Below are 22,775 nucleotides of genomic sequence, written 5' to 3'. Positions count from 1 at the left end.
GGGGGGGGGGGGGAGGAGGGAAGGAAAGAGGGCCCCCAAAGCGCGTTGGTTCTTCTCCTTGGGGGGGGGGTTTTGTCTTTTGCCCCCCCCCCCCGCACCCCGTCCGAGAAGGAGGCTGCGATGACCGCCGTCGTCGACGTCGAGCAGGCCGGCACGCCCGCGCCCGCCGCCCCTCCCGCGCCCCGCCGGCCGCACCGCGGCTGGGCCCGGGTGGTGCGCTACCGGTGGCTGCTGGTGATGATGCTGCCGGGCATCCTGTACTTCCTGCTGTTCCGCATCTGGCCGATGTGGGGCGCGCAGATCGCGTTCAAGAACTACGTGCCGTTCCTGGGGATCCAGGGCTCGGAGTGGGTGGGCTGGCACCACTTCCAGGAGTTCTTCTCCAACCCCGACTTCCCGCGGCTGCTGGGCAACACGCTGATCCTGGCCGCGCTGAGCCTGTTCGTGGCGTTCCCGCTGACGATCGTGCTGGCGCTGCTGCTCAACGAGGTCCGCCTGTCGGTGCTCAAGCGCACGGTGCAGACGCTGGTCTACATCCCGCACTTCCTGTCCTGGACGGTCGTGGTGTCGCTGACCGCGCTGCTGTTCGCGATCGGCACGGGCCCGCTGTCGTCCTTCCTGGACGGGCTCACCGGCACGGAGACCAACTACCTGGCCGACCCGGACTGGTTCCGTCCGCTGATCCTGCTGCAGACGATCTGGAAGTCCACCGGCTGGGGCACGATCATCTTCCTCGCCGCCCTGGCCAGCGTGGACCAGGAGCAGTACGAGGCCGCCGTCATCGACGGCGCGGGCCGCTGGCAGCGCACCTGGCACATCACGCTGCCCGCGATCCGCCCCACGATCATCGTGATGCTCATCCTGCAGACCGGGGAGATCCTCAACACCGGGTTCGAGCAGATCTACCTCATGTCCAACGCGCTCAACCGCACCGTCGCGGACGTCTTCGACACGTACGTGTACTTCACCGGCATCCAGCAGGGCGCGTACTCCTACTCCACCGCGGTGGGCCTGTCGAAGGCGATCGTCGGGCTGGTGCTGATCTTCGGCACCAACTGGCTCGCCAAGCGCTTCAACCAGCAGGGGATCTTCTGATGGCCGCACCGCTCACCACCGTGCCCACCGTGCCCACCGTGCCGCCCGGCCGCGCCTCCCGGCGCGCGTCCAGGCCCTCCACGCAGCACCAGCGGTTCAACACCCGTGCGGGGCGCGCGTTCGACGTCGTCAACGTCGTGCTGCTCGTCGCCGTCGGCCTGCTGGCGCTGCTGCCGTTCCTGTACGTGCTCGCGGGCTCGTTCGCGACCGAGCTGGAGATCACCACGCGGCCGTTCTTCCTGTGGCCGCGGGACTTCACGACCGACTCCTACGCCTCGATCCTGACCTCGGACGCGTTCGTGCGGGCCTTCGTCACCACCGTCGTCGTGACCTTGGTCGGCACGCTCGTCCAGCTCGCGCTGACGGCGCTGATGGCCTACCCGCTGTCGAAGGTCGACCTGCCCGGGCGGCGCACCATCATGACCGTCGTCGTGTTCACGATGGTGTTCTCCGCGGGCATGATCCCCACGTTCCTGGTGGTCAAGCAGCTCGGCCTGCTCGACTCGTACTGGGCGCTGATCCTGCCGATGGCGATCAACCCGTTCAGCCTGATCATCATCAAGAACTTCTTCCAGCAGCTGCCCCAGGAGCTGGAGGAGTCCGCGAAGATCGACGGCGCCCACGAGCTGCAGATCCTGCGGCACGTCGTGATCCCGCTGTCCAAGCCGGTGCTCGCGACGTTCGCGCTGTTCTACGCCGTCGGCATCTGGAACGACTACATGTCCCCGCTGCTGTACCTGAACGACCAGGACATGTGGACCCTGCAGATGTTCCTGCGGCAGGTCACCGCGTCGGCGTCGCTGTCCGCGCAGGACATGGGCGCCGAGCTGCCCCCGCCCGCGCAGGGCATCAAGTTCGCGGTGGTCATCGTGGCCACCATCCCCGTGCTCCTGGCCTACCCGTTCCTCCAGAAGCACTTCGCCAAGGGAATGCTCATCGGGAGCGTGAAGGGCTGACATGACCATCCACCTCGCGGGCGACTCGACCGTCGCCCCCACCGACCACGGCCGCACCTCGGGGTACCCGGAGATCCCGCTGCTGGGCTGGGGCGACGAGCTCGCGACGTTCACCGGCGACGTCGTGCGCAACCACGCGATCGGCGGCGCCACCACGGCGTCGTTCCGGGCCGAGGGACGCTGGGAGAAGCTGCTCGCGGAGCTGCGGCCCGGCGACACGGTGGTGATCCAGTTCGGGCACAACGACCAGAAGGAGCCCGACGAGCTCGCCGCCGAGGGCGGGTACACGGACCGGCTCGCGCAGTTCGTCGCGGAAGCGCGCGCGAACGGGGCGCGGCCCGTGCTGGCCACGAGCGTCGAGCGCCGCCTGTTCGACGGCGACGGCCCCGACGCTCCGCTGCGCTGGTCGCACGGCCCCTACCCGGCGGCGGTGCGGACGCTCGGCCACGAGCTCGACGTGCCGGTGCTCGACCTCACCGCGTTCACGCGCTGGCTGTACGGGTGGCTGGGCCGCGACGCCTCGGCCGCCCTCTTCCCGCACGGCGCCGCCGCGGCGGCGGGCCTGCCCGTCGACGAGAAGCTGGCCACGGACAACACCCACTTCACGACGGCGGGGGCGCGCGCCGTCGCCCGCTACGTCGGCGAGGCCCTGGCGTCGCTCGACGGCGTGCACGACGCCGAGGAGCCGCTCGGGGCGTGGGTGATGCAGCCGTGACAACGCCCGTGGTGGCGGGGACCTACCGCAACGCCCTGGCCGGTCCCGGCGACCTCGCCGGGTGGGTCGCGGAAGGCCCGGTCGGCGTCGAGCACCGCGACGACGGCCTGGTGCTGCGCAGCACGGCCGACGAGGCAGCGCTCGACGCCGACGGCCGCGGGGACCACGCGCACTTCACCTACTGGTGCCCGGACGTCTTCCCGGCGGACGTCGAGGTCGCGTGGGACTTCCGCCCGCTGGCCGGCGACGGCCTGGCGATGCTGTTCTTCGCCGCCACGGGCACCGACGGCCGCGACCTCTTCGACCCGTCGCTGGCCGAGCGCACCGGGTTCTACCCGCAGTACCACTCGGGGGACGTGTCGACGCTCCACGTGTCCTACCTGCGCCGCAAGTGGGCGGCCGAGAAGCGGTTCCGCACCTGCAACCTGCGCAAGAGCCCCGGCTTCCGCCTCGTCGCGCAGGGGGCCGACCCGCTGCCCGGGCCCGACGACGCCGACGGCCACTACCGCGTGCGCGTCACCAAGCGCGGCGCCGACGTCTCCTTCGCGATCGACGACCTCACCCTCTTCACGTTCCACGACGACGCGCCGCTGGGCGCCGGCCGGATCGGCTTCCGGCAGATGGCCCCGCTCGTCGCCCACTACCGCAACCTCGAGGTGACCCCGCTGTCATGACCACCGCCCCCGCCGCATCCCCGCTGACCGAGTCCGTCGAGACCCCGGACGGGGTCGACGTCCCGCTGCGCTGGCTCGACGACGTCGCGCCCGACCTCACGGTCGGCGGCGTCACCTGCGGCGTCCCGTTCCGCCCGGGCGTGGTGCGCGACGCCGCGGCGCTCGCCGTCGTGGACGCCTGGGGCCGCGCCGTCCCCGCGCAGACGTGGCCGCTCGCGACATGGCCCGACGGCAGCGTGAAGTGGTCCGGCGTCGCGCTCGGCGCGGCGACGCCGCCCAGCGCGTCGTACCGCGTGGTCGCCGCCCCGCTGGTCGAGCCGGTCGGGACCCAGGACGTCGTCCCGACGGGCTCGACCGACGGGGTGACGGTCGTCGAGCACGCGGACGAGGTGGTCGTGGACACGGGCGCGTGCACGGTGGTCGTGGGGCGTTCCGGCCCGGACGCCGTGCGGTCCGTGCGGGTGCGCGGCGTGGAGGTGGCGCGCGCGGGGCGGCTGGTGTCCAGCAGGCAGGACCGCCCGGAGCCCGACCACCGGGCGCGGCGCGAGTCCGTGGGCGTCGTGCGCGACGTCGTCGTGGAGCAGGCCGGACCGGTGCGCGCCGTCGTGCGGGTGACGGGCGCGCACCGCGACGTCGACCGGGCCCACGAGGACGGCGCGCCCGCCTGGCTGCCGTTCACGCTGCGCCTGGTGCTCGCGGCCGGGGCGCCCACGTTCCGGCTCGTGCACTCGTTCGTGTGGGACGGCGACCCCGAGCGCGACTTCCTCTCGTCGCTCGGCCTGCGCTTCGACGTCCCGCTGCGCGCCGCGCACCACGACCGGCACGTGCGCCTCGCGGGGGCGGACGGCGGCCTCGTGCGCGAGGCGGTGCAGGGCGTCACCGGGCTGCGCCGGGACCCCGGCGAGGAGGTGCGCGCGGCCCAGGTGGCGGGCCGCGCGACGCCGCCGCTGGAGGAGTGGGACGAGCGCGTCTCCGGCCGCCTGCGGTGGGTGCCGACCTGGGAGGCCTGGTCGCTGCGGCAGCTGAGCGCGAACGGTTTCACCGTGCACAAGCGGACGGCCCCCGACCGGCCGTGGATCGACATGGCGCAGGGCACGCGGTCCGAGGGTCTGGGCTACCTGGGGGACACGGGCGGCGGCCTCGCCGTCGGGCTGACCGGGTTCTGGCAGTCGCACCCGACCGGGATCGACGTCGAGCGCGCGACGTCCGACGTCGGGTCGCTCACGACCTGGCTCTGGTCGCCCGACGCCGCGCCGATGGACCTGCGCTTCTACCACGACGGCCTCGGCCAGGACACGTACGACGACCAGCTCGACGCCCTCGAGATCACGTACGAGGACTACGAGCCGGGGTTCGGGAACGCGCACGGCATCGGCCGCACGCACGAGCTCACCGTCACCGCGTTCGCCGGCACGCCCGACGCCGACGCGCTCGCGCGCCTCGCCGCGGGCACCGCCGTCCGGCCCCAGCTCGTGCCCGTCCCCGAGGCGCTGCACGCGGCGCGCGTGCTCGGCGACTGGGACCTCGTCGACCGCAGCACCCCCGAGCGGGCGGCGCTGGAGGACCGGCTCGCCACGATGCTCGACTTCTACGTCGGTCAGGTGGACCAGCGCTCCTGGTACGGGTTCTGGAGCTACGGCGACGTCATGCACGCCTACGACCCCGACCGGCACGTGTGGCGCTACGACGTCGGCGGCTACGCCTGGGACAACTCCGAGCTCTCCCCGGACCTGTGGCTGTGGACGTCGTTCCTGCGCACCGGCCGGGCCGACGTCTTCCGGCTCGCCGAGCGCATGACCCGCCACACGGGTGACGTGGACGTCTACCACGCCGGCCCCTGGCAGGGGCTGGGCAGCCGGCACAACGTGCAGCACTGGGGGTGCAGCGCGAAGCAGGTGCGCATCTCGACGCCGGCGTACCGGCGGCCGCACTACTTCCTCACCGGCGACGAGCACACCCGGGACCTCATGCTCGAGCTGCGGGACTCCGACCGGAACTTCCTCGGGCTCGACCCGACCCGCAAGGTGCGGCCCGACGCCGCCACGTACCGCCCGCGGCCCGAGGCGTTGGCGGTCGGGCTCGGCACGGACTGGAGCGCCCTGGCCGCCACGTGGCTCGCGGACTGGGAGGCGACGGGGAACGAGCGGTCGCGCGACCGGCTGGTCGGCACCATGACCGACATCGGCGCGCTGAAGCACGGCTTCTTCACCGGCGAGGCGCTGTACGACCTGGGCACCGGCCGGTTCGCCACCGACCGCGACCGCGTCACCGTCTCGCACCTGTCCGCCGTCTTCGGGCTGGTGGAGATCTGCTCGGAGCTGGTGTCGCTGGTCGACGCGGGCCTCGTCGACGCACCCGGCTTCACGGAGGCGTGGCTGCAGTACTGCCGCCTCTACCTCGCGACGCCGGCGGAGCAGGAGGCCGAGCTCGGCGTCGCGCCGTCCGGCACGAACCTCGAGCAGGCGCACTCCCGCCTCGCCGCGTACGCCGCGGCACGGCTCGGCGACGACGGCCTGGCCGACGTCGCGTGGCGCGCGTACTTCCGCGGCGGGGAGTTCATGGGCGAGGAGGCCTTCCACCCCGTGCCGGTGCTGCCGCCCGAGACCCTGGTGCGGATCGACGAGGCGCGGACGCTGTCCACCAACGACGCCGCCCAGTGCAGCCTCGCGACGATCCAGAACCTCGCGCTCATCGGCCATCGATGCGGCCGGGTCTAGGGCCGAAGTGCGCCCCGCCCAGCAAGAGCGGGGCGCATTCCGTGATCGCACGACTACCTGGACAATTCGGCCTCGCACTCTGGTGAAACGGCCGCCAGGACGAACCACGAACCGTCGGACTCGATGAGCTGACGACCTTCCTCTTCGCCTGAGGTCGTACCGAAGAACACGACCTGGAGTTCGAACGGGGCTGCCGTGACAGTGTCGTCGTCCTGACCAGGGTGTGAGACGGTCTCGAAGCGTGTCGACGGATCCGGAAGAGCGACCATGGACCTCAGTGCACCCAGCTCGGCCTGGACACAGGTGTCAGGCACCGCGGATCCGAGAATGACGGTTCCGGTGTCCCGCGGGTCGGGGTACGCCATCACGTTCCGTAGCGCACCGCTGTCGCTCGACCGTACAGCGTTGAGGTACTGCGTGGTTGCCTCCTCGCCGCCTGTCGCTCCTCCTGCCGTTGTGCTGCACCCCGACACGAGGAGCGTCGTGACGACCGTGAGTCCGGCCAGGGCGCGTGCGTGCGAGCTCAACGGGTCGAGGTCCAGCTCAGACTGGTGCGTGTCGCCTTCGGCTTGTAGCCGGTGTAGGTGCTGCCGTGCGCCGTCTGCTTCACCTTCGTCCACGAATAGGTATACCCAGGCCGTGAGGTGCTGAAGGTGTACTTCGGCACCTTTCCGTTGGTGACCTTTTGCGAGTACGAGAGATCCGTCTTCTTGATGATTGCAGCGTCACCGTGCGCCCATCGCGCTGCGGTGGTGGAGAGGGACGTGCGCTTCACAGTCGTCGAGCAGCCGATCTTCTGCGGCAGGGAGATAGAGAAGCCCGCGAACGAGTAGCCGACGCTGAATGCTGTTCCGCACCCGGTCCGTGAGCGTGAGAAGGTCGGTGTCGCCGAGTACACGTTGGAGCGGGCGGCCTGCGTCGACGCGACCCGCTGCGCCCAGCCACCGCTGCGTCCCGAGAACCCGCTGCTGGCGTTCTGCGTCTTGGACCACGTCGACGTGATCTCCGAGATGTAGTAGTCGGCGGACTTGTCCGAGTCCTTGAGGCGGTACTTCCAGGTGCAGTACTTCACGGTTCCACCTGCGCCGTGGGGCTTGTACCCCGGGTAGTACCCGCTGACACGGCCGTTCCCCACTCCCGCACGCCAGGAGAGCGCGCTGCTGCACCCTGACGACACGATGGTTGCAGGCACGGAAGCGGAGAGCGCGGAAGCGTGTGGAGCCGCTACGACGGGAGCCCCGACTGATGTCGTCGCAATCGCGACAGCGAGGACCCATCGTGTCCATCTTCTCGGGGCGTCGTGCATCGTACGGGTTGGGCTGGGCGAATGTTCGGTTGTGGCGCGCATTAACTTGTCTCCCGCGTGAGTGTGATGGCCGCGGCCTCGAAGAGCAGACCGAGAGGAGGCTAGGCGGCCGCTTCGGCAGGTGTAGGGAGATTGCGGAAACGTCAAGCCCGTCGTGGTGGGGTGTGGTGCTTGATATCTTCCGGCCGGACGAGCGGAGGTTGGATCTCAGGTGCCGACGATCACGCAGCTTCGAGCGCTGTACGCGATGTCTGAGCATGGATCGTTGACCAGCGCCGCTGCCGCGCTCGGCTACACCGTTAGTGGGGTCAGCCGGCAGCTGGACGCCCTTGAGGCGGTCATCGGCGGCTCCCTCCTCTTCCGCGGGTCCTCGGGATGGATGGTGACGAATCTCGGTCGGGACGTCTTGGACGAGGCGGAACCGTTGCTCCTTGCCCACGACCGGATCCGCCTGATCGCGGCTCGCCATCGAAGAACGACCAGGAGCGGGGTGGGCCGACCTGATGCGGCACGTTGCGACCAGGAGCCCCGGCTGGCGGGACCGGTGGGGTGAGAGCCACCAAGTACGCTGTGCGGCGGCAATCTTCACCGGACGTTCACGGGCGAGCGGCAGCGGTGAGCACGACGGCCCGCACGCGGGCCCGACGGACGGAGCACCATGAGCCTCGGCTGGACCAAGCACGGCGACGGAAGGCACGTCGGACCCGGCGACGTCGTCGCCCCCGACGAGCGGCTGAGCTGGCCGCGCACCATCGGCATCGGCATGCAGCACGTGGTGGCGATGTTCGGCTCCACGTTCATCGTGCCGCTGATGACGGGGTTCTCGCCTGCCACGACGCTGTTCTTCTCGGCGATCGGCACGGCGCTGTTCCTGCTGATCACGCGCAACCGGCTGCCCAGCTACCTGGGGTCCAGCTTCGCGTTCATCGCCCCGATCCTCGCAGCGACGGCGTCCCACGGGCAGTCCGTGGCGGTGGGCGGGATCCTCGTGACCGGCATTGTGCTGGCCGCGGTTGGCGTCCTGGTGCACTTCGCCGGCGCCCAGTGGATCGACGTCGTCATGCCGCCGGTCGTCACGGGCACGATTGTCGCGCTCATCGGCCTCAACCTGGCTCCGGCCGCGTGGGGAACCTGCAAGGAGAAGGTCGTCGACGGCGCGATCGTCCAGACCTGCGACAACGGGTTCCGCGCGGCACCCCTGACGGCGACGGTCACCCTGGTCGCGATCATCCTCGCGACGGTGCTGTTCAAGGGCATCCTCGGGCGGCTGTCGATCCTGGTCGGCGTGCTGGTCGGCTACATCGCTGCGCTGCTCCTGGGCGAGGTGAGCTTCGCCAAGGTCGAGGCGGCCGACTGGTTCGGCTTCCCGCACTTCGTCACCCCGTCGTTCGAGCCGGCGGTGCTGGGCCTGTTCGTCCCCGTGGTGCTCGTGCTGGTCGCGGAGAACGTCGGCCACGTGAAGTCGGTCGCGGCGATGACGGGCAAGAACCTCGACGACGTCGCCGGCAAGGCCCTGTTCAGCGACGGCCTCGCGACGACGCTCGCGGGCGTCGGCGGCGGCTCCGGCACCACGACGTACGCGGAGAACATCGGCGTCATGGCCGCGACCCGCGTCTACTCGACGGCCGCGTACTGGGTGGCCGCCGCGACGGCCCTGCTGCTGTCGATGTCGCCGAAGTTCGGCGAGCTCATCGCCACCATCCCGGCGGGCGTGCTCGGCGGGGCGACGACGATGCTCTACGGCATGATCGGCATCCTGGGCGCCCGCATCTGGGTGCAGGGCAAGGTGGACTTCGGCAACCCGGTGAATCTCACCACCGCCGCCGTCCCGCTGATCATCGGCATCGCGAACTTCACGTTCTCCGCCGGCGACCTCACCTTCGAGGGCATCGCGATCGGCACCGCGTCCGCGCTGGTGATCTACCACGGCATGCGGGCGATCGCGCGGTGGCGCGGCACCGGCCAGGAGCCCGCATCGCCGGCGTCGGCTCCCGCGGCGGCCGGGACGACGGACTGACGCCAGCCCGGGTGGCCCGGTCCTACTTCTTGGACAGGGTCACCTGGGGGATCGGCGTGATCTCGTCGGCGGGCACGCACCCCTCGACGTCCTCCATCGGGGTCTCGGCGTTCAGCAGCACGCTGTCCTCGCTGAGCGGCGGGCTGTACTCCTCGCCGACCAGCAGGTCGACGGTGTCGCCCTTGCGGTCGTCGAGCACGAGGCGGACGTCGGGGTACTGGGCCGCGAGGGTGTAGGCGCGGGTGATGCCCTTGGTGCCGAACCGCACCTCCGACTGGCCCAGCTTCTCCACCCAGTTGCCGGTGTCGACGATCTTGAACCCGCGCTCGCTGAGGACGTCCTCGTTCGCGCCCGCGAGCGGCTCGCTGCCGTCGGCGGCGTTGTAGACCCGCACCTTGACCTTCGAGTACGGCACGGGCAGGGCGCCGTCGGGCTGGCCCTTGACCTGCGGCAGGCAGGGCTCGGGCTGCGGCGCCTCGGCGACCGGCGTGTAGATGGGTCGCGAGAACGGCGAGCTGAACGCGCCCGAGTACATCGCCGCGGCCGCCAGGCCCGCGAGCAGCAGGAACGCGATGAGGAGCCCGAAGACCACGGCCTGCCGCTCGTGCTCGCGCTTGCGGCGCGTCTCGCGGACCGGGTCAGGGGCAGGTGATGTCACGCGAAGAAACTACCCGAGTTCGAGGGATCGTTCGCGGGAGCGCCGCCGGTCGTGGCGGGAGTCACCGGAGCACGAGGACCCGGGCGTGCAGCACGGGCCGCTGCTGGAGGGCGGCCCGCACGGCGCGGTGCAGACCGTCCTCGAGGTACAGCACGCCCTGGTACTCGACGACGTGGGCGAAGAGGTCGCCGAAGAACGTCGAGTCCTCCGCGAGCAGGTGGTCGAGGTCCAGCGTGCGCTTCGTGGTGACGAGCTCGTCGAGACGCACCTGGCGAGGCGGCACGTCCACCCAGTCCTTGGCGGTGACGTGCCCGTGGTCGGGGTAGGGACGGCCGTCCCCCACGGCCTTGAAGATCATGGCTGCCATCGTAGGGGCGGGCCTGTGACCGGCCGCCTCGTTGCCTCGCGATACGGACACGATCCCGTCACGATCCCGTCACGGGCGGGCCCCGTGGGGGCCCGTGCCGTGCCCGGGAGGACGGGCCTGGTCACGGCCGGGGCGCTGTGGCACGCTGGGACCGACAGCAGCGTGGGAGCGCTCTCATCATGCGGGCGCCGATCAAAGGAGATCGCCGTGGTCCTCGGTTCCTCTCGTCGTCCCTCCACCCCGACGGCGGTCCGGTCGGTCGTCGTCCTCGCCGCGGCCGCGGGCCTCGCCCTCGGCGGGCTCTCGGCGTCGGCGGCGCCGCCACCGCCCCCGGACCCGCAGCTGTGGGTTGACCCGGACAGCTCGACGATCGGTCACGTCGAGGAGCTCGGCCTGACGGGGGACGCGCGCGACGACGCGCTCGCGCTCGCGGGCGTGCCCTCCGCGAGCTGGTTCACCGGCGGTACGCCGCGCGAGGTGAAGCAGGACGTCAAGGACGTCGTCGTGCACGCGCACGCCGACAAGGCGGTCCCCGTGCTGGTCGCCTACAACCTGCCCTTCCGCGACTGCGCGCAGTACTCCGCGGGCGGTGCCACGTCGCTCGCGGAGTACACCGCGTGGATCGACGGGTTCGCGCGCGGGATCGGGAACAAGCAGGCGATCGTGGTCCTCGAGCCCGACGGGCTCGGCATCATCCCCTGGTACACGACCGTCGACGGCAACCAGGAGTGGTGCCGGCCGGCGGAGGCGGACCCGGCCACGGCCGCCGCGGAACGGTTCGCCATGCTCAACCACGCCGTCGACACCCTCGGCGCGCTGCCAGGAACGAAGGTCTACCTCGACGCCGGCAACAGCAAGTGGCTCAACGTCGGAGACAACGCCGACCGCCTCCTCAAGGCGGGCGTCGACCGGGCGGACGGGTTCTTCCTCAACGCCTCGAACTACCAGTACACCGAGAACTCGGTCGCGTACGGGCGGTGGGTCTCGTCGTGCCTCGCGCTCGTCACCCAGGCGGGCGGGGCGTTCGGCGACTGCGGGAACCAGTACTGGAACGGCGGCCCGGCGAACGGGTGGTCGGGCGTGGAGATGTCGCCGTACGGGCGCTGGTCCGCGGACGCCTCCGACCCGGCGCTGAGCACGGCGGGGGTGGACTCGCGGTACGCCGAGCAGCTCGGTGACGTGCGCGCCACGACGTCGTTCGTCGTCGACAGCTCGCGCAACGGGCAGGGGCCGTGGGACCCGGCGACGTCCGAGAACGTGTACGCCGACGCCGAGGACTGGTGCAACCCGCCCGGCCGCGGGCTGGGCCTGCGACCCACGCTGGACACCGGCGAGCCGCTGGTCGACGCCTACCTCTGGATCAAGGTGCCGGGGGAGTCCGACGGCCAGTGCTTCCGCGGCACCGGCGGGCCGCTCGACCCCGAGCGAGGCATGGTGGACCCGCCCGCCGGGCAGTGGTTCGTCGAGCAGGCGGACGAGCTGGTCGAGCTCGCGGTGCCCGCCCTGTCCTGACCGCCGCTACCGGCGCAGCTCCACCAGGTGCCGGGCCGAGTGCGCGACGAACGGGCCGTCGGCCCGGATCCGTTCGTGCAGGTCGCGCAGCTCGGTCCGGTACGCGTCGACCGTGAATCCCGGCACCATCCACACCACCTTGCGCAGGAACCAGACGACGGCGCCGACGTCGTGGAACTCGATCCGCAGGCGCTCGGCCCGCAGGTCGACGAGCTCGAGCCCGGCGGCGCGGGCGGCGGCCATCTCGTCCTCCGGGTCGCGGCCGCGCCGGACCTCCTCGGGCTGGGGGCCGAGGAAGAGCTCGACGAGCTCGAAGACGCTCGCCGGCCCGACGTGCTGCGCCAGGTACGTCCCGCCCGGACGCAGCACGCGCGCGATCTCCGCCCAGCGGGGCACGACCGGGTGCCGGCTCGTGACGAGGTCGAACGCGCCGTCCGCGAAGGGCAGGGGCGGCGAGCCCGGTCCGCCGTCGTCGTGCGCGACGACGGCCACGCCGCGCGGGTGCAGCAGGCGGGTGGCGGCCGCGACGTTGGGCGGCCAACCTTCGGTGGCGACCAGCAGGCGGGGGAGCGTCGGCGCGGCGGCGAGCACCTCGCCCCCGCCCGTCTGCAGGTCGAGCGCGGCGTCGACCGTGCCGAGCCGCTCGTGCAGCAGCCGGGAGAAGCGCCAGCTCGGGCGTTCCTCCGTGGCGCGGCCCTCCAGCCAGGAGAAGTCCCAGCCGGACATCGGTGCGGCGTCGGCCTCGGCGACGAGCTCGTCGAACGTGCGGTCCATCCCGCCATCCTCGGACGCCGACCAGGCGGTTGCTACCGAAATAGCCCGCGACGAGGGCGGATACCGGTGGCAACCGCGTGGTCGGCGCGGGCCGGCCTCGACGACGACGGGCCCGGGACCACTCTCGTGGTCCCGGGCCCGTCGGTCCGGCGGAGGATGGGGGATTCGAACCCCCGAGGGCGTGAACCCAACACGCTTTCCAAGCGTGCGCCATAGGCCGCTAGGCGAATCCTCCTGGAGCGCGACCCGCATCCTGCGCGGGCAGCCCCAGAAGAATAGCCGACACCCTGCCGTGGCTCCGAATCCTGCCGGGGTGACGGCGGTCTCTATCCTGTCTCCGCCGTGTCGCTGCCGCCGGTTTCGGGACGGGGCGGGGTCTCGGTTAGGCTGTCGTGCAGACCCCTCGTGCGGCACCATCTCGCCGAACTCCCCCAGGGCCGGAAGGCAGCAAGGGTAAGTGAGCTCTGGTGGGTGTGCGAGGGGTCCTTCACGTCAGACCCGGCCCTCGCAGCGTCGCGAGAGTGCCGCGGGTCACAGAATCCACCATGCGGACGGAGAATCGTCCACTGCATGAGATTTCCCGGCGATCGGCTTGGTGAACCGGGCAGCGGGTGGTCACTCTGAGGGCATGCCCCGCATCGCTCCCGCAGCCACCTCGACCGCGCGCACACGCCGTCGCGGCGAGATGTGCCGCGTCGTGATGACGACGGGCCGCATGACCACCTGCCGAATGTGCGAGCTCGGCTGACGCCTCCCCGGCATCGCCCGACGACGTCGTCGTCGCCCCTCCCCGGCCTGCCGGGGAACCCCGTTCTCTGCCGCCTCGAGCTGATGGCCGTGGCCGCCGCACCCACCCCGCTCTCTCACCGGCGCCGTACCCGGCGCCCGCCCGGAAGGACCCACCCGTGTCCCGTACCACCCGCAACCGCCTCCTCACCGTCACCGCGATCGCCGCGGCCGCCACGTTCACGCTGTCCGCCTGCGGCGGCGGCTCGGGCAACGCGGAGGGCGACGGCACGCTCCGCATCGGCGTCGTCGGCGCGTCCGACGACAAGTGGGCCGTCTTCACCGACAAGGCGAAGGAGGAGGGCCTCGACATCGAGCTCGTCGACCTGCAGGACTACACGCAGGCCAACCCCTCCCTCTCGCAGGGCGAGCTGGACGCGAACCAGTTCCAGCACCTGCAGTTCCTCGCCGGCTACAACGTCGACGCCGACGACGACCTGACGCCGATCGGCGCCACCGCCGTCTACCCGCTGGGCCTGTACTCGGAGAAGCACACCTCCCTCGAGGAGATCCCCGCCGGCGGCGAGGTCGCCGTGCCGAACGACCCGACCAACCTGGCCCGCGCGCTCCTCGTGCTGCAGGACGCCGGCCTCATCGAGCTCAAGGACGGCGGCAGCGCCGTCTCCACCGAGGCCGACGTGCTGCCCAGCTCCAAGGTCACCGTCACCCCGGTCGCGGCCGAGCAGACGCCGATCCAGCTGAAGTCCGTGGACGCGTCCATCGTCAACAACGACTTCCTCGCGGACTCGGGCCTCGACCCGGAGTCGGCCCTGTTCCAGGACGACCCCGACTCCGACGCCGCCGCCCCGTACATCAACGTGTGGGTCGCGCGCGCCGAGGACAAGGACGACCCGGACCTGAAGAAGCTGGTCGAGATCTCGCACTCCGACGAGGTCGTCGCCGCCGAGCAGAAGCAGTCCGGCAACACCGCTGTCATCAAGGACAACTCGCCCGAGGAGCTGCAGGAGATCCTGTCCGGCCTCGAGGACGACATCCGCAACGCCTCCTGACCCGACGACGGCCGGGGAACGCGGGCCAGCCCGCGCGCCCCGGCCGTCGTGCCGGGCACGATGGACGGCAGACCGGTCGGGCGGGCGACGGGCAGACCAGTGAGGACGAACAGGTGAGCGACAACACGGCCGGACCGGCCCCCGGGACGCCGGCGATCGAGCTGCGCGGGGTGTCGAAGACGTTCGGCGAGGGCGACCGCGCGGTGCACGCCGTCGACGACGTGTCCCTCACGGTCCGCGCGGGCGAGATCTTCGGCGTCATCGGCTACTCCGGCGCGGGCAAGTCCACGCTGGTGCGCCTCGTGAACGCGCTGGAGACCGTCACGGCGGGCTCCGTGCTCGTCGAGGGCACCGACCTCACCGGGCTGCCGGAGCGCAAGGTCCGCGGGATCCGCGCGCGGATCGGCATGATCTTCCAGCAGTTCAACCTGCTGAGCTCGCGCACCGTCGCGGGCAACGTCGCCTACCCGCTCAAGGTGGCGCGCTGGCCCAAGGAGAAGCGTGCGGCCCGCGTGGCCGAGCTGCTCGAGTTCGTCGGGCTGTCCGACAAGGCGCGCGCGTACCCGCGCCAGCTCTCCGGCGGGCAGAAGCAGCGCGTGGGCATCGCCCGTGCCCTCGCGACGTCGCCCACCATCCTGCTCGCCGACGAGGCGACGTCCGCCCTCGACCCCGAGACCACCCGCGACGTGCTCGCCCTGCTGCGGCGCGTCAACGCGGAGCTCGGCCTCACCATCGTCGTCATCACGCACGAGATGGACGTCGTGCGCTCCCTGTGCGACCGCGTCGCCGTCATGGAGCACGGCAAGGTGGTCGAGGTCGGCGACGTGTACGACGTGTTCTCCGCGCCCAGCGCCGACGCCGCCCAGCGGTTCGTCGGCACGTCCATGCACGACCGGCCCTCGCCCGACGCGCTCGCCCGACTGCGCGAGCGCCACCCCGGGCGCCTCGTCACCGTCGGCGTGCGGGAGGGCGCGAGCTCCGGCACCGAGCTCTTCCGCCTGCTGCGCGAGCACGAGGTGGACGGCTCCGTCGTCTTCGGCGGCATCAGCGAGGTCGGCCAACGGCCGTTCGGCTCGCTCACCGTCGAGCTCGTCGCGCCCGACGACCGCATCGCGGCGTTCCTCGCCGCGCTGCGCGAGCGCGCCGAGGTCGTCGACCTGGGCACCGCTGCGCGGCCGGTCGACGACCCGCGTGCGATCCGCGCCGACCGCGCCCCGCAGGGCGACACCTCCGCGGCGCCCGACGACGAGCTCGGAGATCCCTACCGCGAGGCGCGTGATGCGGTCACCCGCCACGGCTTCTTCGGCAACCTGGGAGGTCGCTCATGAACCGCGACTGGTCCACCCTGTGGCCGCTGCTGTGGGAGGCGTTCGGCCAGACCCTGCAGATGGTCACCATCGCCCTGCTCACGGGCGGCATCGCCGGCCTCGCGCTGGGGCTCGCGCTCTACGTGACCCGGCCGGGCAACCTGCTGGCGAACAAGGCCGTGTTCGGCGTCCTCAACGTGGTCGTCAACATCGTGCGCCCGATCCCGTTCATCATCTTCGTGACGCTGCTCGGGCCGGTGACGCTGCAGGTCGTGGGCACGACGCTCGGCACGGAGGCGTTCATCTTCCCGCTGTCGGTCATGACGGCGTTCGGGACGTCGCGGATCGTCGAGCAGAACCTCGTCGGGATCGACCCGGGCGTCGTCGAGGCGGCCCGCGCGATGGGGGCGTCGTCGTGGCGCATCATCACGACCGTCCTCGTGCCCGAGGCGCTCGCCCCGCTGATCCTCGGGTACACGTTCCTGTTCATCGCCGTGCTCGACATGTCCGCGATCGCCGGCCTCATCGGCGGCGGCGGGCTCGGTGACTTCGCCCTGCGGTACGGCTACCAGCGCTACAACTGGATGGTCGTGCTGGTCACCGTCGCGGTGATCATCGTCATCGTGCAGGTCGTGCAGTGGGTGGGGAACCGCCTGGCGCGCAAGGTGCTGCACCGCTGACGCCCTCGACGTAGCACCTGGTGGCGGTTCGACGGCCTGAATCGTCACCAGGTGCTACGTCGAGAGCACGCGCGGACCGGCCTGTGCAGCGGCCTCGTCGGTGTCGGCTGCGGCGTCTAGGGTTGGGCGGGTGACGACAGCCCTGTACCGCCGCTACCGGCCCGAGACGTTCGCCGAGGTGATCGGCCAGGAGCACGTCACCGCACCGCTCATGCAGGCCCTGCGCAGCGGGCGCGTCAACCACGCCTACCTGTTCTCCGGGCCGCGCGGGTGCGGCAAGACGACGTCCGCCCGCATCCTCGCGCGCACGCTGAACTGCGCGCGCAACACCCCGGAGACCCCGCTCGACACCCCGTGCGGCGAGTGCCCGTCGTGCGTCGAGCTGGCGCGCGGCGGCCCCGGCTCTCTGGACGTCGTCGAGATCGACGCGGCCAGCCACAACGGCGTCGACGACGCGCGCGACCTCCGCGAGCGCGCCACGTTCGCGCCCGCCCGCGACCGGTACAAGATCTTCATCCTCGACGAGGCGCACATGGTGACGCCGCAGGGCTTCAACGCCCTGCTCAAGATCGTCGAGGAGCCGCCGCCGCACGTGAAGTTCGTCTTCGCGACGACGGAGCCGGACAAGGTGATCGGCACCATCCGGTCCCGCACCCACCACTACCCGTTCCGGCTCGTGCCGCCGGACGTGCTGGGCCCCTACCTCGAGCAGCTCACCGCCGCCGAGGGGATCGAGCTGGGCGGCGGCGTCGTGCCGCTGGTGACCCGCGCGGGCGGCGGCTCCGTGCGCGACAGCCTCTCCGTGCTCGACCAGCTCATCGCCGGCGCGACCGACGGGGTCGTCGAGTACGACACGGCCGTCGGCCTGCTCGGCTTCACGCACGCCACCCTGCTCGACGACGTCGTCGACGCCCTCGCCGCGGGCGACGGCGCGTCGATCTTCCGTGTGGTCGACCAGGTGATCGCCACCGGGCACGAGCCGCGGCGGTTCGTCGAGGACGTGCTCGAGCGGCTGCGCGACCTCATCGTCATCGCCGTCTCCGGCGACGCGGCCGAGGCCGTGCTGCGCGGCCTGCCCGCCGACCAGCTGGAGCGCATGCGCGCCCAGGCGGGGCGCCTCGGCGTGTCCGAGCTGTCGCGCGCGGCCGACCTCGTCAACGCCGCGCTCACCGAGATGACCGGAGCCACGTCGCCCCGGCTGCACCTCGAGCTCCTCTGCGCGCGGCTGCTGCTCCCCGGCGCCGACGACGGCACGGAGGGGCTCGCCGCACGCATCGAGCGGCTCGAGCGGGGCAGGATCGCCGCCGGCGACACGCCCGTGCCGGCCGCGCCGCGCGCTGACCGGGACGTGGCCCCGACGCCCGCCCCGCAGTCGTCCGCGGGCGGAGGCGGCGGGCTGAGCGGCGCTGCCGCCGCACGGGCCGCCCTGCAGGCGAGCCGGCGTCCGGTCGCCGAGCCCGAGGGCGCCGCGGAGCCGGAGCCCACGGTGCCCCAGCCCGAGCCCGTTGCCGAGCCCGAGTCCTCGGTGGTCGAGCCTGTCGAGCCCTCCGCGACCGTCGAACGCGAGCCCGCGGTGGACGAGCTCGTCGAAGCCCCCGCGACTGTCGAGTCCGAGCCTGCGGTGGACGAGCCCGACGAGCCCGACGAGCCCGACGAGGCCGCAGAGGCTGCCGAGCCCGACGGGCCCGACGAGGTCGAAGAGCCTGCCGAGTCCGCAGCGCCCGCGCCGGTCGAGCCGGTCGAGGCCACTCCGTCCACCGAGCCGGCGCCCGAGCCCGCGCCGTCCGCTCCCGCGAGCGCCGTCACCACCGAGGTGGTCCGGCGGCGGTGGCGCGAGGTCCTGACCGCCATCCAGAGCCCGCAGGCCGCCGCGTTCCTTGGTGAGAACGCCCAGGTGAAGAGCCTGGAGGGCGACGTGCTGCGCCTCGGGTTCGCGCCGGCCGTCGTCGGGCTGGCGCGCCGCGGACGGCCGGAGACCATCTCGGACGCCGTCTATCAGGCGCTGGGTATCGCCGTGCAGGTCGAGATCGTCGAGGACGTGCCCGGCCGGCGTCCGCGGGAGGCCGGCAGCGCTCCGGCCCCGTCCGACCCGGGCGCCGACGCCGCCGAGGAACCCGACGACTCCGGGCGGCCCGCCGACCCCGCGTGGCCCGACGTCCCCCCGCCCGGCGAGGGGCGCTCCGGTGGGGGCGGCGGCGCCACGGCCGGCGGCCCGGGCCCCGGAGCCGGCCCACGCCCGTCCGCCACCACGGTGGCGGCGACCGGGTCGCGCCCGGCCACCGCCGTCGCCGTCGTCGACCCGCCGGCGCCGTCCGCTCCGCGCGCGACGCAGGGTGCCCCGCGGACCCCGCAGCCGCAGCAGCAGGCGAGACAGGTCGCCTCGGTCGACGAGGCCGACGCGGCCTGGCTCGCCGGCGTCTCCCTGCACGAGCCCCCGCCCGACGACCTCCCCGAGCCGCCGCTGGACGAGCCGGTCGCAGCCCCGGTGGCCCGGCCCGTCGCGCCGCCGCGACCCGCGCCCGAGACACCGCCGGTCGCGAGCGCGCCCGCGGCCGCCCCGGCGTCGTCGTCCCCGCCCGCCCCCGCGGTGCCGCCCGCGCGCGAGACCCCGCGGCAGGCCGCCGAGCGTCGGGTGCGCGAGGCGCAGCAGTCGGAGGGCCGGTCGTCCCGGGCGTCCGCGTCCGGAGGGAACCCCGCGGACGACGAGCCGTCCGCCGACGACCCCGACATCGCGTCCGCCGGGCTGGTCGGCGTGCAGCTCGTGGTGCAGGTGCTCGACGGGAAGGTCATCGAGGAGATCGCGGAGCAGCCCTGACATGACCGGCCACACCACCACCGACGGCACGACCCGCACCACCACGCTGCACATCGTCGCGGCCGTCATCGTGCGCGACGACGGCCGCGCGCTGCTCGTGCGCAAGCGCGGCACGACGGCGTTCATGCAGGTGGGTGGCAAGATCGAGCCGGGCGAGGAGCCCGTCGCCGCGCTCGTGCGGGAGTGCGCCGAGGAGATCGGCCTCGTCGTCGACCCGGCCGCCGTCGGCCCGCTCGGGCGCCGGACCGCCGTGGCCGCCAACGAGCCGGACCACGTGGTCGACGCGCACGTCTTCGAGGTCGCGCTCCCCGCCGGGTTCGCCGTCGAGACGCGCGCCGAGCTCGCCGAGCACGTCTGGGTCGACCCGGCTTCCCCGGTCGCGCCGCACCCGCTCGCGCCGCTGTCCGCGGACCTCATGACCGACGTCGCCGCACGCCGCCCGGCCGGATGAACGACGTCCCGCGCCGCGGGGCGATCCACCACGTCGAGCTCTGGGTGCCCGACCTGCCGCGCGCCGTGCGCTCCTGGGGCTGGCTCCTCGGCGAGCTCGGCTACCGGCCGCACCAGTCGTGGGAGCACGGGCGGTCCTGGCTGCTGGGCGACGGCTACGTCGTCGTCGAGCAGAGCCCCGCGATGACCGCGGCAGCCCACGACCGGCGTCGGCCGGGCCTCAACCACCTCGCCCTGCACGCCGGGTCGCGCGCACAGGTCGACGCGCTGGCTGCCGCCGCACCCCGGCACGGCTGGACGCTCCTCTTCCCGGACCGGCACCCGCGCGCCGGCGGCCCCGAGCACTACGCCGCCTATCTCGAGGACGCGGACGGCTTCGAGGCCGAGCTCGTCGCGGGCTGACCGCCCCCGGCCCGGTACTACCTCGCGGGAGCCTGTACTACCTCGCGGGAGCCCGTACTACCTCGGCAGGGCGGCGCGCAGGTCGTCCAGCCAGCCGGCGAGGTTGGCCACGGAGTCGGGCATGAACGGCACCTCGTCGAGCATGCGCAGGAACCGGGCGGCCGGCACCCACGCGCCCCACGCGACCTCCTCGGGCTGCCACGTGACGGGTCCGTCGTAGGTGCACTCGAAGAGGAACTCGCGCATCCGGGTGCGGTCGTCGGCGTAGTCGGCCACGCCGAGCGGCGCCAGCTCCACGCCGGTCACGCCGAGCTCCTCCGCCAGCTCGCGGCGCGCGGAGTCGAGCGGCTCCTCGCCGGCGCGCAGCACGCCGCCCGCGCAGAAGTCGTACCGGCCGGGGTACAGGTCCTTCGTGTCGGTGCGGCGGTGCACGTAGACGTCGCCGGCGGCGTTGCGCACGACGACGGCGGTAGCCGCGTGCCGCAGGTTCTCCGCGCGCACCTGCGCGCGTGGCGCCGTCCCGCACTCGCGCCCCGCCTCGTCGTACAGCGCCACGACCTCGGCCCCCGCGACCTCGCCCATACGAGCATCCTGCCGCACCCGCCGGCCGGCATGACAGATGTCACGGCCCGCCCGTGCGCGGCTCACGTCACCCGGTGACGGGCGGCACTACCTGCGACGACGCCCCGCGGGGAGGGTGGAGGCATGACTTCGGAACCCATCGTCCACGTCCGCGGGGCACGCCGCCGGTACGGCACGTTCGAGGCCGTCCGCGGGGTCGACCTCGACGTCCACCGCGGGGAGCTCGTCGCCCTGCTCGGCACCAACGGCGCGGGCAAGACGTCGTTCGTCGAGCTCGTCGAGGGGCTCGCGCCTGCCTCCGGCGGCACGGTCCGCGTGCTCGGTCACGACCCGTACCGCGAGCGGCGGCGCGTCGTGGGGTCCCTCGGGATCATGCTGCAGAGCGCCGGGTTCTCCGGCGACCTCACGGTCGCGGAGACGGCGCGCACCTGGGCCGGCACCCTGTCGCGCCCGCGACCGGTCGCCGACGTCCTCGGCGCGGTCGGGCTGGAGCACCGCGCCGACGTGCGCGTCGCCAGCCTCTCGGGCGGGGAGAAGCGCCGCCTGGACCTGGCGCTCGCCACCCTGGGCGACCCCGAGCTCCTCTTCCTCGACGAGCCCACGACCGGCCTCGACCCGGAGAGCCGCCGCGCCACCTGGGCGCTGGTGCAGGGCATGCTCGACGCGGGCACCACGGTGCTGCTCACCACGCACTACCTCGAGGAGGCGGAGCAGCTCGCCGACCGGATCGCGATCATGCAGGCCGGCCGCGTGGTGCGGACGGGGTCGGTCGCCGACGTCGTCGCCGCCGAGCCCGCCCGCGTCGAGGCGGTGGTGCGCAACGACGGCGGCCGGGCCGTCACGCCCGCGGTGGCGGACCTGCCCGCGCTGGCCGGCCTCGTCGGCGCACCCGACGTCGACCGCACCGGCCGCCTGCGGCTGCGCACCACGCGCCTGCAGGACGACCTGCTCATCCTGCTGCAGTGGGCCGACGCCCGGCGCCTGCGGCTCGACGACCTCGACGCCCGGGCGGCGTCGCTCGAGCAGGCGTTCCTCGCCCTCGACGACACCGCCGGCACGCCCGGCGCGCAGCGCACGACCGACACGGAGGCAGCGGCATGACCACCACGACCACCACCCCCGCCCGGGCCACACCGGGCACGGGCGGCGGCGCCCGCCGCGTCGCGGCGCTCGCCCGCGCAGAGCTGCGCCTGCTCGTGCGCAACCGCACCGCGCTGTTCAACGCGCTCGCCCTCCCGCCGATGACGGTCGGGCTGTTCGCCGCGCTCGGCGTCGTCGGGGACGGGACGCCCGCCGCGGCGGGCGCCGTCCTGCTGAACCTGCTGACGTTCATGGCGCTCGCGTTCGTCGTCTACTACAACCTCACCGTCGCGTTCGTGGCCCGGCGCGAGGAGCTGGTGCTCAAGCGCTACCTCGTGGGGGAGTGCTCCCGGGCGGAGATCCTGGTCGGCACCGCGGTGCCCGCGGTCGTGGTGGCGCTGGCGCAGACGCTGCTGGGGATCGTCGCGGTGTCGGTGTTCCTCACGCCGCCGGCGTTCGTCAACCCGCTGCTGATGGTCGTGGCCGTGCTCGGCGGGGCCGCGATGCTCACGGTGCTGGCCGCCGCGACGTCCGGCCTGTCCCGCACCGTGGAGTCCGCGCAGCTCACCACGCTGCCGCTGCTCGTCGTCGCGATCCCGTTCGCCGGCCTCTTCGGAGCGCCCGGTGCGTCGAGCGGCGTGCTCGACACGATCGGCACGTTCACCCCGCTGCGCCCGGTCACCGACCTCATGCTGCTCGGCGCCGGCGGGATCGACGGGGACGGCCACGTGGTGACGTTCGCCGAGACGTTCGGCGCCGCCGCGCTGCCTGCCGCCGTGCTCGCCGCGTGGACCGTCGTGGGCGTGCTCGCCGCCCGGCGGTGGATGCGCTGGGAGCCGCGTCGGTGACCCACCTGCCACCGGGGCGGCCGG

At 72.9% G+C, this 22,775-nt stretch carries 21 protein-coding genes, 1 tRNA gene and 1 other RNA gene; 17 read left to right on the top strand and 6 right to left on the bottom strand.

Translation table 11 applies throughout. From position 1 onward, the window contains the following. Nucleotides 1-120 precede the first annotated feature (120 nt). The 5 genes from ACFCZN_RS15390 to ACFCZN_RS15370 are packed head-to-tail and all read left to right on the top strand — an operon-like array spanning nucleotide 121 to nucleotide 6,157. Nucleotides 121-1,095 (top strand): ABC transporter permease, encoded by a 975-nt coding sequence (locus ACFCZN_RS15390; protein ID WP_429766572.1) that lies wholly within the window; start codon nucleotides 121-123, stop codon nucleotides 1,093-1,095. After that, on the top strand, nucleotides 1,095-2,051 hold the full coding sequence (locus ACFCZN_RS15385; RefSeq protein WP_430557308.1) for a carbohydrate ABC transporter permease: 957 nt from the start codon (nucleotides 1,095-1,097) through the stop codon (nucleotides 2,049-2,051). The genes ACFCZN_RS15390 and ACFCZN_RS15385 overlap by 1 nt, the downstream gene beginning before the upstream one ends. 1 nt (nucleotide 2,052) lies before the next feature. After that, entirely contained in the window at nucleotides 2,053-2,766 is a 714-nt protein-coding gene (locus ACFCZN_RS15380; RefSeq protein ID WP_429766576.1) for a rhamnogalacturonan acetylesterase, read from the top strand. Next, the gene (locus tag ACFCZN_RS15375; RefSeq protein WP_429766578.1) at nucleotides 2,763-3,440 is read left to right on the top strand and encodes a DUF1961 family protein; all 678 of its coding nucleotides are present in this window, start codon (nucleotides 2,763-2,765) and stop codon (nucleotides 3,438-3,440) included. The genes ACFCZN_RS15380 and ACFCZN_RS15375 overlap by 4 nt, the downstream gene beginning before the upstream one ends. After that, nucleotides 3,437-6,157 (top strand): Tat pathway signal sequence domain protein, encoded by a 2,721-nt coding sequence (locus tag ACFCZN_RS15370; RefSeq protein WP_430557307.1) that lies wholly within the window; start codon nucleotides 3,437-3,439, stop codon nucleotides 6,155-6,157. Before ACFCZN_RS15375 ends, ACFCZN_RS15370 begins: the two co-directional genes overlap by 4 nt. 523 nt (nucleotides 6,158-6,680) lie before the next feature. Here ACFCZN_RS15370 and ACFCZN_RS15365 read toward each other — a convergent pair. Continuing rightward, nucleotides 6,681-7,229 (bottom strand): hypothetical protein, encoded by a 549-nt coding sequence (locus ACFCZN_RS15365; protein ID WP_429766581.1) that lies wholly within the window; start codon nucleotides 7,227-7,229, stop codon nucleotides 6,681-6,683. Between the two features lie 445 nt (nucleotides 7,230-7,674). On the opposite strand from ACFCZN_RS15365, the gene ACFCZN_RS15360 reads away from it, so the two are divergent. Both ACFCZN_RS15360 and ACFCZN_RS15355 read left to right on the top strand, forming a co-directional pair. Then, on the top strand, nucleotides 7,675-8,016 hold the full coding sequence (locus ACFCZN_RS15360; protein WP_429766583.1) for a LysR family transcriptional regulator: 342 nt from the start codon (nucleotides 7,675-7,677) through the stop codon (nucleotides 8,014-8,016). Between the two features lie 105 nt (nucleotides 8,017-8,121). Beyond that, entirely contained in the window at nucleotides 8,122-9,480 is a 1,359-nt protein-coding gene (locus tag ACFCZN_RS15355; protein WP_429766585.1) for a uracil-xanthine permease family protein, read from the top strand. 22 nt (nucleotides 9,481-9,502) lie between these two features. On the opposite strand, the gene ACFCZN_RS15350 is transcribed toward ACFCZN_RS15355, so the two are convergent. Both ACFCZN_RS15350 and ACFCZN_RS15345 read right to left on the bottom strand, forming a co-directional pair. Beyond that, nucleotides 9,503-10,138 (bottom strand): LytR C-terminal domain-containing protein, encoded by a 636-nt coding sequence (locus tag ACFCZN_RS15350; protein WP_429766587.1) that lies wholly within the window; start codon nucleotides 10,136-10,138, stop codon nucleotides 9,503-9,505. Nucleotides 10,139-10,199: 61 nt separating this feature from the next. After that, the gene (locus ACFCZN_RS15345) at nucleotides 10,200-10,496 is read right to left on the bottom strand and encodes a type II toxin-antitoxin system VapB family antitoxin (protein WP_380320948.1); all 297 of its coding nucleotides are present in this window, start codon (nucleotides 10,494-10,496) and stop codon (nucleotides 10,200-10,202) included. Nucleotides 10,497-10,712: 216 nt separating this feature from the next. Between ACFCZN_RS15345 and ACFCZN_RS15340 the strand changes: the two genes are divergently transcribed. Further along, nucleotides 10,713-12,017, top strand: coding sequence for a glycoside hydrolase family 6 protein (locus ACFCZN_RS15340; RefSeq protein ID WP_429766588.1), 1,305 nt, complete (start codon nucleotides 10,713-10,715; stop codon nucleotides 12,015-12,017). Nucleotides 12,018-12,023: 6 nt separating this feature from the next. Here the strand turns inward: ACFCZN_RS15340 and ACFCZN_RS15335 are convergent, their stop codons facing one another. After that, nucleotides 12,024-12,791: a class I SAM-dependent methyltransferase gene (locus ACFCZN_RS15335; RefSeq protein WP_429766590.1), complete on the bottom strand. Its 768-nt coding sequence runs from the start codon at nucleotides 12,789-12,791 to the stop codon at nucleotides 12,024-12,026. A gap of 150 nt (nucleotides 12,792-12,941) precedes the next feature. Further along, nucleotides 12,942-13,026: transfer RNA gene (locus ACFCZN_RS15330), tRNA-Ser, on the bottom strand. Between the two features lie 159 nt (nucleotides 13,027-13,185). Between ACFCZN_RS15330 and ffs the strand changes: the two genes are divergently transcribed. The 7 genes from ffs (at nucleotide 13,186) to ACFCZN_RS15295 (ending at nucleotide 20,241) form a co-directional block, all read left to right on the top strand. Continuing rightward, an RNA gene (gene ffs / locus ACFCZN_RS15325) (signal recognition particle sRNA small type) lies at nucleotides 13,186-13,282 on the top strand. Nucleotides 13,283-13,696: 414 nt separating this feature from the next. Next, nucleotides 13,697-14,587, top strand: a complete 891-nt coding sequence (locus ACFCZN_RS15320; protein WP_430557306.1) for a MetQ/NlpA family ABC transporter substrate-binding protein — start codon at nucleotides 13,697-13,699, stop codon at nucleotides 14,585-14,587. A gap of 113 nt (nucleotides 14,588-14,700) precedes the next feature. Continuing rightward, a complete protein-coding gene (locus tag ACFCZN_RS15315; RefSeq protein WP_430557305.1) occupies nucleotides 14,701-15,915 on the top strand; it encodes a methionine ABC transporter ATP-binding protein in 1,215 nt (404 codons plus the stop codon). After that, nucleotides 15,912-16,574: a methionine ABC transporter permease gene (locus ACFCZN_RS15310; RefSeq protein ID WP_430557304.1), complete on the top strand. Its 663-nt coding sequence runs from the start codon at nucleotides 15,912-15,914 to the stop codon at nucleotides 16,572-16,574. Before ACFCZN_RS15315 ends, ACFCZN_RS15310 begins: the two co-directional genes overlap by 4 nt. A 130-nt stretch (nucleotides 16,575-16,704) precedes the next feature. Continuing rightward, nucleotides 16,705-19,389, top strand: a complete 2,685-nt coding sequence (locus tag ACFCZN_RS15305; RefSeq protein ID WP_430557303.1) for a DNA polymerase III subunit gamma and tau — start codon at nucleotides 16,705-16,707, stop codon at nucleotides 19,387-19,389. Nucleotide 19,390: 1 nt separating this feature from the next. Continuing rightward, entirely contained in the window at nucleotides 19,391-19,840 is a 450-nt protein-coding gene (locus ACFCZN_RS15300; RefSeq protein ID WP_430557302.1) for an NUDIX domain-containing protein, read from the top strand. Then, entirely contained in the window at nucleotides 19,837-20,241 is a 405-nt protein-coding gene (locus ACFCZN_RS15295; protein ID WP_430557301.1) for a VOC family protein, read from the top strand. Before ACFCZN_RS15300 ends, ACFCZN_RS15295 begins: the two co-directional genes overlap by 4 nt. Before the next feature lie 57 nt (nucleotides 20,242-20,298). Here ACFCZN_RS15295 and ACFCZN_RS15290 read toward each other — a convergent pair whose 3' ends face one another. Then, the gene (locus ACFCZN_RS15290) at nucleotides 20,299-20,823 is read right to left on the bottom strand and encodes an NUDIX hydrolase (RefSeq protein WP_429766601.1); all 525 of its coding nucleotides are present in this window, start codon (nucleotides 20,821-20,823) and stop codon (nucleotides 20,299-20,301) included. A 123-nt stretch (nucleotides 20,824-20,946) separates the two neighbouring features. On the opposite strand from ACFCZN_RS15290, the gene ACFCZN_RS15285 reads away from it, so the two are divergent. Further along, a complete protein-coding gene (locus ACFCZN_RS15285; protein WP_430557300.1) occupies nucleotides 20,947-21,924 on the top strand; it encodes an ABC transporter ATP-binding protein in 978 nt (325 codons plus the stop codon). Beyond that, a complete protein-coding gene (locus tag ACFCZN_RS15280) occupies nucleotides 21,921-22,751 on the top strand; it encodes an ABC transporter permease (RefSeq protein WP_430557299.1) in 831 nt (276 codons plus the stop codon). Before ACFCZN_RS15285 ends, ACFCZN_RS15280 begins: the two co-directional genes overlap by 4 nt. The last annotated feature ends 24 nt before the right edge of the window (nucleotides 22,752-22,775 follow it).

Source organism: Isoptericola sp. NPDC056134, assembly GCF_042264825.1.
In the GTDB taxonomy this organism is placed as follows: Bacteria; Actinomycetota; Actinomycetes; order Actinomycetales; family Cellulomonadaceae; genus Isoptericola; species Isoptericola nanjingensis.
The sequence above is the reverse complement of the archived record's forward strand: the minus strand, read 5'-3'. Positions and strand labels throughout refer to the sequence as shown.

What these genes read in the sequence shown, in the direction of transcription:
- ACFCZN_RS15390 (WP_429766572.1), top strand. Translation starts at nt 121, where the DNA reads ATGACCGCCGTCGTCGACGTCGAGCAGGCCGGCACGCCCGCGCCCGCC.
- ACFCZN_RS15385 (WP_430557308.1), top strand. Translation starts at nt 1,095, where the DNA reads ATGGCCGCACCGCTCACCACCGTGCCCACCGTGCCCACCGTGCCGCCC.
- ACFCZN_RS15380 (WP_429766576.1), top strand. Translation starts at nt 2,053, where the DNA reads ATGACCATCCACCTCGCGGGCGACTCGACCGTCGCCCCCACCGACCAC.
- ACFCZN_RS15370 (WP_430557307.1), top strand. Translation starts at nt 3,437, where the DNA reads ATGACCACCGCCCCCGCCGCATCCCCGCTGACCGAGTCCGTCGAGACC.
- ACFCZN_RS15355 (WP_429766585.1), top strand. Translation starts at nt 8,122, where the DNA reads ATGAGCCTCGGCTGGACCAAGCACGGCGACGGAAGGCACGTCGGACCC.
- ACFCZN_RS15345 (WP_380320948.1), bottom strand. Translation starts at nt 10,496, where the DNA reads ATGATCTTCAAGGCCGTGGGGGACGGCCGTCCCTACCCCGACCACGGG.
- ACFCZN_RS15335 (WP_429766590.1), bottom strand. Translation starts at nt 12,791, where the DNA reads ATGGACCGCACGTTCGACGAGCTCGTCGCCGAGGCCGACGCCGCACCG.
- ACFCZN_RS15310 (WP_430557304.1), top strand. Translation starts at nt 15,912, where the DNA reads ATGAACCGCGACTGGTCCACCCTGTGGCCGCTGCTGTGGGAGGCGTTC.
- ACFCZN_RS15300 (WP_430557302.1), top strand. Translation starts at nt 19,391, where the DNA reads ATGACCGGCCACACCACCACCGACGGCACGACCCGCACCACCACGCTG.
- ACFCZN_RS15295 (WP_430557301.1), top strand. Translation starts at nt 19,837, where the DNA reads ATGAACGACGTCCCGCGCCGCGGGGCGATCCACCACGTCGAGCTCTGG.
- ACFCZN_RS15290 (WP_429766601.1), bottom strand. Translation starts at nt 20,823, where the DNA reads ATGGGCGAGGTCGCGGGGGCCGAGGTCGTGGCGCTGTACGACGAGGCG.
- ACFCZN_RS15285 (WP_430557300.1), top strand. Translation starts at nt 20,947, where the DNA reads ATGACTTCGGAACCCATCGTCCACGTCCGCGGGGCACGCCGCCGGTAC.
- ACFCZN_RS15280 (WP_430557299.1), top strand. Translation starts at nt 21,921, where the DNA reads ATGACCACCACGACCACCACCCCCGCCCGGGCCACACCGGGCACGGGC.